An 11751-nucleotide genomic window follows, 5' to 3' on the forward strand; every position below is an offset into this window, starting at 1 on the left:
GGGACAGAGTATAAATGACCCGCCCGGCGCCCCTCGGCGCAATCGGTGACGGATACGGGATAGCCTGCCTCGCGTCAGCCGGAAGCGGGCGCGGACACCGAGGAGTGGGCCGCGGCCAGGAAAAGATCGGCGCAGGCCTGCGGTTCGGTGACCATGGCGTCGTGGCCGGTGGCGAGCGCCACATAGCGCCAATCCGGGTGCTCCTGCGCATACTGGGCGTGAACGTTGAGCCCACTGCCCGGCATGGCCGGTTCCGTGCAATGAATGAACGTGCAGGGAACGCCCGCTTCACCACCGTTTTCGAATCGGACCGGGTCCAGCCAACTCTTTAGCGGATGCGGCGTCAGGCGCCGGTTCACCCAGGCCACCAGGTCGGCCGACTCAGCAGGTATGCCGAAGCGTTCGGCCGAGAAGCCTTCGATGTAATTGCCGCCGGGCGCCATGCGCCGCAAGCGCTCCTCGTCCTGGGCCACTTCTTCCGCGCTGATGTCACGGCGTGCCGTGAGCAGGCTCTCGCCATCGCGCGGAATGATCGCATCCAGATAGACCAGGTGGCGCAGACGCTGTTTGGCCCGGTCGGCCACGCCGGATATCACCAGCCCCCCATAGGAGTGGCCCACCAGAACGACATCCTCAAGCTCTTCCCATTCCAGCACGTTGACGATGTCGCGGATGTGCATGTCCAGACCGATTTCGGGGTGCAGCAGATGGGAGCGCTCGCCGCAGCCCGTAAGCGTGGGCGTGAATACCCGATGCCCCTGCGCCTGAATAATGTCGCGCACGAACTTCCAGCACCAACCACCGTGGCCAGTACCATGCACCAGCACGAACAACGCGCTGTCCGCCGTCCGCTCATGCGCTTGCGCCGCCTGCATGCCCGCTACAGCCATGGCCGCCCCGACAAATGCCCTGCGTGTCGCCGACGCCATCAGTGGACTGTGCAGTCGCCGCACATGTAGTAATAGCCGCCCGGATCGTTGAACTTCTCCAGCCGCTCCAACTCCAGGTTGATGACCTGGCGCGCCTGCTCCACGGCGTTCATGAAGTGGTCCGGCTCCGAGCGGAAGCCCAGTTGATGCATCAGCCGAGCCCAGCGAATCTGCAGAAATTCGTCGAGACCGCTGAAAAAGGGCCGCTTGCGCTGCAGCCGCCTGGTGGAGTACTCGCCCTCCTCCAGGCCGGCCAAGGCCGCAGCGCTGGCGATCGCGTCCTCGACCGAACCGATCTTGTCCACCAGCTTCCGCGATGCAGCGTCCGAGCCAATCCAGACCCGACCGCGACCGATCGCGTCCACCTCCTCGAAGCTCAAGTCGCGGCCGTTCGCCACGCGGCCCACGAAGCGCTCGTAGATGCGGCCAATCACCGACTCGATCTGCCTGCGCGCGCCATCCGGCAAGTCCCGGTCCACCAGCGTATATTCGGCAAGCGGCGTCGTCCCGACCCCGTCTTCGCTCAAGCCCAACCGCTCCAGAAGCCGCGGCGCAGTGAACGTAACTGCTCCGACACCGATAGACCCCGTTATGGTTGCCGAGTAGGCCCATATTTCATCCGCCTCGGCGGACACGTAGTAGCCGCCGGATGCGGCTACCGAACTCATGGATACCACGACCGGCTTGCCGGCTTCGCGTACCTTTGCTACGGCGGCGGAAATGACTTCCGATGCAAAAGCGCTGCCCCCGGGGCTATCTACTTGCAGCACCAGCGCCTTGACGCCGTCATCCTCGGCTGCCTGGCGAACGAGCTTGGCCAGGCTGTCGCCTCCGGCAGAACCGGGCGCGGCGCTTCCGTCCATGATCGCACCCACAACAGACACCACGGCAACGCTGTTCTCGTTGTTCGGAAAGGACGGCTTCTCCCGGTCGGCTGTCGCCAGGTAATCGGCGAAAGCGATTCGCTTGTAGTCCTCATCCTCAGCACTGCCGAAACGCTGCTTCATTAGTGCGGAAAACGTCTCGTCGTTGTGGATCGCGTCCACCAGCCCGGCCTCGAGATTGGCCTTGGCCACATCGCCGCCGTTTGCCTCCAGGGTTTCCGTGAGGCTTCGCGCGTAGCGATCCAGGGCATCGGATTCCAGCCCGCGCGCTGCGGTCACATCGCTTTGGTATTCGTTCCACAGGGCGCCCAGCCACTGCTCGGCACTTTCGCGGTCTTCATCGGACATGCTGTTACGGAAATAGGGTTCGACGAACGACTTGTATTCGCCTATCCGGAATACGTGCGCGTCGATGTCGAGTTTGCGCAGCGCGTCTCCGAAGTAAAGCCGCCAAGTGCCCAGACCGCGGATGTCCACGCCGCCAAGATCATGCACATAGACCTCATCCGAGTGCGCAGCGAGATAGTAGCCCGACTGGGCGTAAGCGCGCGCGTAACTGATGACCGGCTTGCCCGATTCCCGGAACTCGCCCAGCGCCGCGGCAATGTCCTGGAGCTTGGTCAAGCCGCCGCCGGCAAGCTTCTCCGTGTCCACCAGCACTGCCGTGATCCGGTCGTCTTCGGCGGCGTGGCGCAACGCCCGCACCACGTCTCTGACCAGCGTTTCGGGCGCCGGCTCATCGTTCATGCGGCGCAGTTCGATATCCAGCTCGCTGCCCTGTAGCTCATGCACGAGTAGGCCCGAAGGATCCAGGAGCAGCACAGAGCCCGGCTGGATCCGCACCGGGGAACCGCCCGAACCCAGCGCGGCAAGCAGAACCCCGAAAAACATGATCATCAGAATCAGGTGAACGACCTTCCGGAATCCGTCCACGCCAGCCCAAAGGTAGCGAAATATCTTGCTCAGCATTGCTACACACCCCTCTTATTCTTGCAGCGCTTAGTGTACGGCATGGGGCCTTGATGCGCAGAGCGCCGAGGCCCGGCGCGCTGATCAGCTTCCGGCATAACTGACCCGGTACACCACGCCGCGAAAGTCATCGCTGATCAACAGACTGCCATCCGGCGCCTGCAGCACATAGGCGGGCCGCCCCAGCGTTTCCTCGCCGCGCAACCAGCCTTGGGCGAAAGGCTCGTAACTCACGACTTCGTCGCCATTCAGCTCCAGCATCATCACCCGATAGCCAATTTTCTTGCTGCGATTCCAGCTACCGTGCTCGGCGATGAACAAACGTCCCTTGTATTCCGGCGGAAAGGCGTCACCGGTATAGAATTCCAGGCCCACGGGCGCCACATGCGGCCCCAATTCCTGGGCAGGCGGCGTCGCCGAGCCGCAATCGCCCAGACGCGCCCATTGCGGCTCGGGATCGGCGATATCCGTTCCGTGACAAAACGGAAAACCGAAATGCATGCCCGCCCGCGGTGCGTGATTCAACTCGCATGGCGGGATGTCGTCGCCCATCAGGTCACGCCCGTTTTCGGTAAACCACAACTCGCCGGTCTGCGGGTGAAACGCCAGCCCTACGCTATTGCGAACGCCGCGCGCCCACACTTCCTGAGACCCTCCCTGCGGTGGAATCCGGTCGATGGTTGCGTAGCTGTCGCAGACGTTGCAGGGCGCGCCTTGAGCCACATAGAGCCAACCGTCGGGTGCAAAGGCGATCGCACGCCAGCCGTGATGACGAGCAGTGGGCATGCCATCGTGGAACACCTTGGGAGGATTGGACTGCCCCAGGCGTTCCTCGACATTCTCGTATTCCAGGATTCGATGAATTTCAGCCACGAACAGCGACGTCCCGCGCACCGCCACCCCGTTCGGGTCGATCAATCCCGACGCGAACTCGATAACTTCCGGGTTCGGACCGTTCGGATCAAGCACCGCATACACCTTGCCCAGCCTTCGGGTGCCGATGAACAGGGTGCCGTTAGGCCCCACCGCGAGCCCGCGGGCGGCCCTCACGCCAGTCACATACTCCTCGATAACGAAGCCGGGCGGCAAATTGATCTCGGCGAGATCCAACTCCGCCCGCAGCGGCCCTGCGCCCGCAAGCAGGAATGTGCAAAGGCAAAGGAAGAAAGTGATTTTCGTTTTCATGTTGCGACCGTCCAAAGAGAAAGTGTGGGCCAAAACGTAATGAGCAGCACCGCGGCGAGCAGCACCACGAGAAACGGCAGACTTGCCGCATATACGCGCACGATCGGCTGCTCAAAACGGTAGCTGGCGATAAACAGATTGAGACCGACCGGCGGCGTGAGGTAGCCCAGTTGCATCGTGGCCAGAAAGATAATGCCCAAGTGCACAGGATGCACACCGAACTGGGCGGCTATGGGAAGAATCAGCGGCACCACCAGCACGATAGCCGAAAAGATATCGAGGAACGCCCCCAGAATCAGCAGAAAAATCAACAGCGCCAGGAGGAAAGAGAGCTGCCCGCCAACGAACTCGCCGATCGTGGACAGCAGCCGCTGCGGCACTTCCGCGTCGATCATCAGGTTGGTGGAAGCCAAGGATACCGCCAGGATGAGCATGATCCCACCCACCAGCGTCATGGAGTCGCGAATTATCGCCGGGAGCTGCGAGAGCGGGATCGCGCGGCGAATGAACACCTCGGCGATCAGAACGTACAAGGCAGTGACAGCGGCGGCTTCCGAGATCGCGAAATAGCCGGAGTAGATGCCTCCCAATACGATAAACGGCAGCGGCAACTCCCAGCCCGCGGCCTTGACCGCAGCGCCTACTTCGCGCCAACTGAAGGCAGCCAGCGGCTGGCGTTCGCCGCGGTTGACCCACAGACAGTAAGCCGACAGCAGCGCGATCATCAACAGACCGGGAACGACGCCGGCCCTGAACAGGGAATCGATCCGAGTCTCCGAGACCACGCCGTAGAGAATCAGCGGCAAGGAGGGAGCGAACAACAGACCGAGGCTGCCGCCGGTGGTAACCAGGCCCAGCGAAAACTTGTCCGAATAACGGGCCTGCTTGAGGGCCGGATAGAGCAATGCCCCCATAGCGATTATGGTGATCCCGGATGCGCCGGTAAACGCGGTGAACAAGGCGCATACGGCCAGCGCGAAGATGGCGAGACCCCCGGGCATCCAGCCCACCAGCGCCTGGCTGAGACGCACCAGCAGTCTCGGCGCCGGACTCTCGGCCATCACATAACCGGCGAAACAGAACAAGGGAATCGCGATCAGCGTCGGCAGCGTGGCCACGCCCAGTATCTCGATGGCGATGGAGCCCAGCGGCACATCGGCCTGGAGATATCCAAGCACAGCGCCGCTGGCGATGACGCTGAACAGCGGGGCGCCGAGAACCGCCAGCAGGACCAGGATTATCCAGTGCATGAACTGCTAGCCGCTCTGCGGCGGCAAGAGCGAATCTTCGCTGCCGGCCACATGGCCGCGCCGAATCAGCGAAACCAGGTGGGCGCCGTGCGCGGCAGCCATAATCACGAAAGCAGCGGGGACAATAGATTCGAAGGCCCAGCGCGGGGCGCCGCCCAGCGTGGTTTCGCCATAGTCCATGCTCTCAAGCCAGAATGAGCCGGTAATCAGCAGCAATACGGCGCATACCGCCATCGCGAAGAACTGGGCGACTGCAGCGCTCCATCGACGGGCGGTCTCCCCGAGAAACTGCGACAAGGCATCAATGGTGATGTGTCGGCTACGGATGCTGGCAACCGTTGCGCCCAGCATGGCGACCCAGAGCACCAGCCACTCAAGCAATTGCTCGGTATGCGGGATGGATGAGCGAAAGGCGTTGCGCCAGAGAATCTGCGCAGCCGCCAAGGCCAGCATGGCGGCGAGGCACAGAGTCAGCAGGCCCGTAAGCGCCTGTGACGCGAACTTTGCCGCCCGGCCCAACATCGAAAAAGGGCGACGTTCCCGGTTCAGCCCGTTCCTTGACCGGAGCGAAACTCCGCCAACAGCCCCATGATCCGGTCATGGAGCTGCGGGGACATGCCGGCTTCCCGCACCAGTTCGGGGTATATGTCGGCAAACGCCAGACGCCACTTGGCCACCTCCTCGGGCGGAGGCTGAAGATATTCGAGACCGGAATTCTTGAGCGCCTGGCTTGCCTCAGCGTTGTCGGCAGCGTCCTGGCGGTCGAGCCGGCCCGCCAGCGTGGCGAAGGCATCGCGCACGACATCCTGATTTTCCTGCGAAAGCCCGGCGAAAACGCGCTTGTCGATGGCGAGCAGGCCATAGGCGAAAACCACCGGGAAATCGGTCACGTAGCGCAAACGGGTATGCCACTGCAGCAGTATCGCGCCGGAAGGCGGACCAACAACCATGTCCACGATGCCTGTCTGTAGGCTTACCAGAACATCCGATACGGGCAATTCCAACGGCGCCAGTCCTACCGAGCGCATGGCCCGAAAGCTGATGTCGTCACCTTTCGGCACCCATATCTTCAGCCCCCTGGCATCCTCCAGGCGGACCACGGGCTTTTCCGCCGTCATGATGCGGGCAAAGCCGAGGCTCCCGAAACCGAAGGATTCGAAGCCCTTGTCGCGCAGACCATCGGCGATCAGCCCGTCGATGCGCTCACGCACGAAAAGCATTTCCTCCCGCGAGTGAAACAGCAGCGGAAGCCCGTACTGGAGCATTTCAGGGTAAATTTCAGCCAGAGCGCTGGAGGTCATTACCGCGCCCTGCAGTTGCCGCCCGCGGATCTTTCGCAGCACCCTGATGTCATCGCCCTGCACACCGCCGCCATAGAACTTGACCTCCACAGCGCCTTGGGTTCGCTCGCTGATTTCCGCCGCAGCCGCGCGCATGTCCCGCATCCAGGACGACCCTTCAGGCGTGACGGTGGCGATTTTCAGGGTCTGCGTCCATGCGGGCCCGGCCACCAGCGCCGCCGCCAGCAGCAGCGTCACGCGGCGCTTGAGATTGAACTCAGAAATAGTCATCGGCGGAACGCAATAGGTCTTCGGCGTCGTTCTTGGCAAGACTGTTGAAAAGCGTCAGCCCGGGCTGTTCCGCCTCGGCGCTGACCACCTCCCGCAGCAAGCTGTCGTGCAACTCCCGATCATAGAGCAAGCGGGCGCAATTGCGGGCGTATTCGACCTGTATGCTCAAGTCCTTTCTTTCGGTAAGGAGCAAGGCTGCCTCGAAGTTGCGTATTCCCGCTTGCGGGGCGCCGCCAAGAGCAGCCGGACGCAGGCACTGCAAGGTGCCCATGTACATGTGGGCGCGGCCTCTGATCGGCGGCGGAGCGATAGCCAGCAACCTTTCGAGCGCGACTTGCAGCCGCGGAAGCTGCGCCAGCGCCTCGTAGTCGGCGCGCGCTTGTACCCAAGAGAGATAGCCGATGACGTAGTCGTAGAGAGCCTGCGCCTGGGAAGCCGGGAAATTGCCGATGCGAGCCTCATAATCGGCGAAAGTCAGCTGCTCGACACCACAGCCGCTGCTTTCGGCCGCGCACAAAGCCTTCCTTGCATAGCCGTAAGCGCGATCGGTCAGTTTGAGCGCTCGCTCAGAATCGTTGACGAATACCACGCCGTAGGCGGCGTACAACTGCGCTGCAGAGCCCAGCACGGCCGCGCTGGAGCCGTCGGCAGCCAAGCTGTCGATCACGATCAATAGCGTAGGCGTGGCCTCGCGCACCAGTTCCGGATCGTCGTGGCTCAATACGGCCTCGCCCAGTTGCTCGGTGAGGCTTCCGGTAGCCGACCGGATCAGCGAACCGCATCCCGCCAGTACCCCGACAGCAATAGCAACTCCCATCAATCGGCCGGCGGCGGCCGGGAAGGCGCTCCGCACCGAGAGGCCGGCGCAACTCACAGTTTTTCGCGAATCCTCGCGCTTCGCCCGCGGCGCTCGCGCAGGTAGTAGAGCTTGGCGCGTCGAACGTCGCCGCGGCGCTTGACGGTTATCCCGGCGATCATCGGGCTGTGGGCCTGAAACACCCGCTCGACGCCTTCGCCGTGGGAAATCTTGCGCACGGTAAAAGACGAATTAAGTCCGCGGTTGCGTTTCGCGATCACCACGCCCTCGAAGACTTGCAAACGCTCGCGCTGCCCCTCGCGCACGCGCACCTGCACCGCCACAGTGTCGCCCGGAGAAAATTCCGGAAGATCCTTGCGGACTTGCTCCGCTTCCAGTTCCTGAATCAGATTGCTCATCGTTTACTGCCCGTATTCTAATGTTCTGTGGCCTGTTCCGGCGCACTCGAAGCGCTCCGCGCCGCCAGTTGAGTCTCGGCCTGAAACTCCTGCAAGAGTCGGCGCTCCTGTTCGCTCAAGCGTCGCTCCGCCAGCAGTTCCGGGCGCCGCAACCATGTGCGGCCAAGCGCTTGCTTGAGCCGCCAGGCGCGAACCCGGGCGTGATCCCCAGCCAACAGTGCCTCCGGCGCCGCCCGGCCTTCCACCACCGAGGGCCGAGTGTACTGCGGAAAGTCCAAAAGACCAGAGGAGAAAGAATCTTCGCCGGCGGAACGCTCGTCGCCCAGCGCCCCGGGCAGCAGCCTGACTACCGCGTCTATGACCACACAGGCAGCCAGTTCGCCTCCGCTCAGAACAAAATCTCCGAGCGACAACTCCTCGTCAGCCTCCAATTCCAGCACCCGCTCGTCGAAGCCCTCGTAGCGACCCGCCACCAGGATGATCCCGGCACTGGCGGCCAGTTCGTGCGCGCGGGCCTGCGTGAAACGCTTGCCCTGAGGAGTGAGGAAGATCGTCGGTGTACCTTCCGGCGCCTGCGCGCGGGCCGCACGCACCGCCGCCAGCACCGGAGCTGCCCGCAGAACCATACCGGGTCCGCCGCCGTAAGGACGGTCGTCCACGCTGCGATGTTTGCCGCCGGCGAAATCGCGCGGATTCACGCAATGCAGCGCCGCAACGCCCGATTCCAGCGCGCGTGCGCAAACACCCTCTTCAAAGGCGCCGAGGACCATCCCGGGATGCAGGCATACGGTGATGATCTGCATGGCTCTGCAGGGCTAGAACGAGGCGTCCCAATCTACGATAAGGCGGCCTTCGCGCGGATTAACCTCAAGCACGTGGCTGCCGGGCAGGAAGGGAATCAGTCTCCGCCGCTCGCCCTCGACAATCAGCACATCATTGGCGCCCGTGGCCATCAGACCGGCGACATCGCCCAGGTTCTCGCCCTGGATATTGCGTACTTCGAGGCCTTCGAGATCGGCCCAATACCACTCATCCGCCTTGGTGGGCGGCAAGGAGCCACGGTTGATGCAAATTTCGGCGCCGCGCAGCGCTTCCGCTGCTTCCCGGGTATCGACGCCTTCAAGTTGACACACCAGCCCGCGGCAAGTAACGCGCATGCTTCGCAGCGCTATCTCCTGACGCTGGCCGTTCATCACAAGCACCCAATCGCGATAGTTTCGCAGTTGTTCCGGAGGCTCGGCGTAGGACGCCACCCGCAGCCGGCCCTTCAGTCCATGCGCCGCGCCCAAGCGGCCCATGGGAATCAAGGTTTTTTCGCGACCGCCCTCTTGAAACTGTCTGGTTTCAGCCCGCGTCCTTTTCGGCCTTGCTGACCTGTTCGACATCTTGCTGTCCGCCGTTACTTGCCGGCGCGGGCTCTTCGCTGTCTCCGTCTGACGAAGCGGCCGCCTGCGGTTCACCCTTGTCGGCTTCCTCAGGAGCCTCGCCGTCCGCGCCGGTCTCCCCGCCAGCCTGTTCGTCCGCTGCATCCGCTTCCGGCTCGGGCTGTTCCGCCGCTTCGTCTTGATCCGCCGCAGCGACAGCAGCAGAGGCCTCGACAGCAGGATCCGTTTCCGTGTCCGGCGCGTCCGTGCCGGCAGCAGCCTTGGCTTCCTCCGGCGCGGCAGTCGGTTCGTCGGCGCCGGCAATGCGACGCCGACGGATCAGTTGCCGTACGCGCTCCGAAGGCTGCGCACCCTGCCCCAACCAGTAGTCCACGCGGTCCAGGGCAAGCTTGAGAGTCTGCTCCCCTCCGGTGGCTATGGGGTTATAGAAGCCGAGCCGTTCAATAAACCGTCCGTTGCGCTGTTTGCGCCGGTCGGTAACGACAATGTGGTAGAAGGGCCGCTTCTTGGCCCCGTGACGGGAAAGCCTTATGCCTACCATGAATTGTGATCCTGCGGCCGAGCCGCTCGCTAGTGCAAAACGTTGATTCTACCAAATATGGCGGCGGAAGCTTGCTTGGCGAACCAGCGGGCTAGCTCGCCAGCACTCGCCCGCTCAAGCGCAGGTCGCGGCCCGCGGCGCGCTGAAACACGCTCAAGCCGAACTCGGGCGCAACGGCCAGAATGTGATCGAAGAGATCGGATTGCAGGTCCTCATAGGCCTGCCAATCGGTGGTTGCCGCAAAACAATAGACTTCAATCGGCAAGCCGTCCGCACCGGGCTGCCGCTGCCGCACCAGAGTAGTGCGCTCGTTGTGCACCTGCGGGTGATTCTTGATGTAGTTGTACAAGTAGGCTCTGAAGGTGCCGATGTTGGTGAGCCGGCGCAGGTTCACCGGCAGAGATTCGGCGCCTATGCGGCGGTTGTAATCGGCGAGTTCCTGGCGCTTGGCGGGGAGATAGTCGGCCAGCAACTTGAAGTTCGAGAAACGCTTGATTTCCTCTTCTTCGAGAAAGCGCACCGTGGACATGTCGATAAACACCGACCGCTTGATCCGCCGCGCGCCATCCTCGCTCATCCCACGCCAGTTTCTGAACGAGCCGCTGATGAATGCCTGCGTGGGAACGGTGCTCAATGTCTTGTCCCAGTTGCGCACGGTGACTGTATGCAGGGCGATATCGACCACATCGCCGTCCACGTTGTGGGAGGGCATCTCGACCCAGTCCCCCACCCTCACCACATCGTTGACCGATATCTGGATACTGGCCATCAGCGACAGCAGAGTGTCGCGAAACACCAGCAGCAACACGGCGGCCAGCGCGCCCAGGCTGCTCAGGAGCAGCCAGATGGAAACGTCGGCGGCGTAGGCCACGACAACCAGCGCAGCGACCGCATAGAGCACCAGCGCAAGCGCTTGAGCGTAGCCCTTCAGCGGCAGACGGGCGTGGCTGCCGGGCGCTCTTTGAAGATACGCGCTGACGGCGTTTATCAGCGCCACAGCGCCCGCCACCGCGGTTAGGACTACCGCCGAGAATGCGAGCACCACCAGCGCTTTGCCCAGTTGCTCTCCGAGCCACGGCTGCGCGGCGCGCAAACCCAGAAACATCACCATGGCGGGGGCCAGGTGCGAAAACCGCAACAGCACGCGCGACTCCAGCAAGGCCGTCCCCAGGGCACTCCGGCCGGACGATTGAAGAGCCTTGCGGCCCGCCGTGGCAATCACCCCGCGCGACAGCCAGTCGGCCACTACGGCGGCCAGAGCAAGACCGAGCAGCGCCAGCAGCGCGCCGGCCAGAGGATAGTCGGCAAGCCAGGAGCCTGCGGCAACCCGGAGTTGTTCGAGTTTCATGCGGCGGAACGGGTTTCTCCGCGCGGGTGCAGCAGACGATAGGACTGCCACATGACCGGCACTTCCTCGTGGAAGCGCTGCCCCCGGGCTTCCAGCCACTTGCCCCAGTAAGCGCGGTGAATCCGCCGCCAGACGCTGACCTCACGCGCCGCCGGTCCCTCTCCCGCGGTGTGCCGCGCCGACACGGCGTTGAAAGGCAGCTCTTCGCAATCATCCAGTTCCACCAGGCACCGCGGCTCATGATCCGCGTCCAGAAATACGATCCGGTCTCCCGGTGCAAGCAGGCCGCCCTCCTCTTCCAGAAACTCGACCAGCGAATAGGTGCAGGTCTTTTGCTCCTCCAGGACCAGCCCCAACAGAAGCTCACACATTTCCTGGGTAGAGCCCAGGCGCCGCGCCACGAGCCGTCCTCCCTGCATGTCCGGAACGCCCGCCTCGCGGGCCTGGTCGAGAAACGCATTGACGTTGATCATT

At 63.2% G+C, this 11751-nt stretch carries 13 protein-coding genes; all 13 read right to left on the reverse strand.

Features of this window, described 5'->3' with window-relative positions; translation table 11 throughout:
- Nucleotides 1-74: 74 nt before the first annotated feature.
- The gene (locus ACWCOO_RS06555) at nucleotides 75-929 is read right to left on the reverse strand and encodes an alpha/beta fold hydrolase (RefSeq protein WP_446830199.1); all 855 of its coding nucleotides are present in this window, start codon (nucleotides 927-929) and stop codon (nucleotides 75-77) included.
- Complete coding sequence (gene sppA / locus ACWCOO_RS06560) at nucleotides 929-2782, reverse strand: signal peptide peptidase SppA (protein ID WP_446830200.1); 1854 nt, start codon at nucleotides 2780-2782, stop codon at nucleotides 929-931. The genes ACWCOO_RS06555 and sppA overlap by 1 nt, the downstream gene beginning before the upstream one ends.
- An 84-nt stretch (nucleotides 2783-2866) precedes the next feature.
- Nucleotides 2867-3967: a PQQ-dependent sugar dehydrogenase gene (locus tag ACWCOO_RS06565; RefSeq protein ID WP_446830201.1), complete on the reverse strand. Its 1101-nt coding sequence runs from the start codon at nucleotides 3965-3967 to the stop codon at nucleotides 2867-2869.
- The gene (locus tag ACWCOO_RS06570; protein ID WP_446830202.1) at nucleotides 3964-5217 is read right to left on the reverse strand and encodes a TRAP transporter large permease; all 1254 of its coding nucleotides are present in this window, start codon (nucleotides 5215-5217) and stop codon (nucleotides 3964-3966) included. Before ACWCOO_RS06570 ends, ACWCOO_RS06565 begins: the two co-directional genes overlap by 4 nt.
- Nucleotides 5218-5223: 6 nt before the next feature.
- The gene (locus ACWCOO_RS06575) at nucleotides 5224-5739 is read right to left on the reverse strand and encodes a TRAP transporter small permease (RefSeq protein WP_446830203.1); all 516 of its coding nucleotides are present in this window, start codon (nucleotides 5737-5739) and stop codon (nucleotides 5224-5226) included.
- A 23-nt stretch (nucleotides 5740-5762) separates the two neighbouring features.
- Nucleotides 5763-6788, reverse strand: coding sequence for a TRAP transporter substrate-binding protein DctP (gene dctP, locus ACWCOO_RS06580; RefSeq protein ID WP_446830204.1), 1026 nt, complete (start codon nucleotides 6786-6788; stop codon nucleotides 5763-5765).
- Complete coding sequence (locus ACWCOO_RS06585; RefSeq protein WP_446830205.1) at nucleotides 6775-7605, reverse strand: TRAP transporter TatT component family protein; 831 nt, start codon at nucleotides 7603-7605, stop codon at nucleotides 6775-6777. Before ACWCOO_RS06585 ends, dctP begins: the two co-directional genes overlap by 14 nt.
- A gap of 53 nt (nucleotides 7606-7658) precedes the next feature.
- Nucleotides 7659-8003 (reverse strand): 50S ribosomal protein L19, encoded by a 345-nt coding sequence (rplS, locus tag ACWCOO_RS06590; protein WP_446830206.1) that lies wholly within the window; start codon nucleotides 8001-8003, stop codon nucleotides 7659-7661.
- Nucleotides 8004-8020: 17 nt separating this feature from the next.
- Complete coding sequence (trmD, locus tag ACWCOO_RS06595) at nucleotides 8021-8806, reverse strand: tRNA (guanosine(37)-N1)-methyltransferase TrmD (RefSeq protein ID WP_446830207.1); 786 nt, start codon at nucleotides 8804-8806, stop codon at nucleotides 8021-8023.
- A 12-nt stretch (nucleotides 8807-8818) separates the two neighbouring features.
- Entirely contained in the window at nucleotides 8819-9301 is a 483-nt protein-coding gene (gene rimM, locus ACWCOO_RS06600; protein WP_446830208.1) for a ribosome maturation factor RimM, read from the reverse strand.
- 46 nt (nucleotides 9302-9347) lie between these two features.
- A complete protein-coding gene (gene rpsP / locus ACWCOO_RS06605; protein ID WP_446830209.1) occupies nucleotides 9348-9929 on the reverse strand; it encodes a 30S ribosomal protein S16 in 582 nt (193 codons plus the stop codon).
- A 91-nt stretch (nucleotides 9930-10020) separates the two neighbouring features.
- A complete protein-coding gene (locus ACWCOO_RS06610) occupies nucleotides 10021-11277 on the reverse strand; it encodes a mechanosensitive ion channel family protein (RefSeq protein WP_446830210.1) in 1257 nt (418 codons plus the stop codon).
- Nucleotides 11274-11750 carry an ASCH domain-containing protein gene (locus ACWCOO_RS06615; protein WP_446830211.1) on the reverse strand — a complete coding sequence of 159 codons (477 nt, stop codon included), beginning with the start codon at nucleotides 11748-11750 and terminating at the stop codon, nucleotides 11274-11276. Before ACWCOO_RS06615 ends, ACWCOO_RS06610 begins: the two co-directional genes overlap by 4 nt.
- Between the last annotated feature and the right edge of the window lies 1 nt (nucleotide 11751).

This window comes from Candidatus Foliamicus sp., from assembly GCF_965221325.1.
In the GTDB taxonomy this organism is placed as follows: domain Bacteria; phylum Pseudomonadota; class Gammaproteobacteria; order Steroidobacterales; family Foliamicaceae; genus Foliamicus.

Coding starts and splice junctions, on each gene's coding strand:
- ACWCOO_RS06555 (WP_446830199.1), bottom strand. CDS start 929: ATGGCGTCGGCGACACGCAGGGCATTTGTCGGGGCGGCCATGGCTGTA.
- sppA (WP_446830200.1), bottom strand. CDS start 2,782: ATGCTGAGCAAGATATTTCGCTACCTTTGGGCTGGCGTGGACGGATTC.
- ACWCOO_RS06565 (WP_446830201.1), bottom strand. CDS start 3,967: ATGAAAACGAAAATCACTTTCTTCCTTTGCCTTTGCACATTCCTGCTT.
- ACWCOO_RS06570 (WP_446830202.1), bottom strand. CDS start 5,217: ATGCACTGGATAATCCTGGTCCTGCTGGCGGTTCTCGGCGCCCCGCTG.
- ACWCOO_RS06575 (WP_446830203.1), bottom strand. CDS start 5,739: ATGTTGGGCCGGGCGGCAAAGTTCGCGTCACAGGCGCTTACGGGCCTG.
- dctP (WP_446830204.1), bottom strand. CDS start 6,788: ATGACTATTTCTGAGTTCAATCTCAAGCGCCGCGTGACGCTGCTGCTG.
- ACWCOO_RS06585 (WP_446830205.1), bottom strand. CDS start 7,605: ATGGGAGTTGCTATTGCTGTCGGGGTACTGGCGGGATGCGGTTCGCTG.
- rplS (WP_446830206.1), bottom strand. CDS start 8,003: ATGAGCAATCTGATTCAGGAACTGGAAGCGGAGCAAGTCCGCAAGGAT.
- trmD (WP_446830207.1), bottom strand. CDS start 8,806: ATGCAGATCATCACCGTATGCCTGCATCCCGGGATGGTCCTCGGCGCC.
- rimM (WP_446830208.1), bottom strand. CDS start 9,301: ATGGGCCGCTTGGGCGCGGCGCATGGACTGAAGGGCCGGCTGCGGGTG.
- rpsP (WP_446830209.1), bottom strand. CDS start 9,929: ATGGTAGGCATAAGGCTTTCCCGTCACGGGGCCAAGAAGCGGCCCTTC.
- ACWCOO_RS06610 (WP_446830210.1), bottom strand. CDS start 11,277: ATGAAACTCGAACAACTCCGGGTTGCCGCAGGCTCCTGGCTTGCCGAC.
- ACWCOO_RS06615 (WP_446830211.1), bottom strand. CDS start 11,750: ATGATCAACGTCAATGCGTTTCTCGACCAGGCCCGCGAGGCGGGCGTT.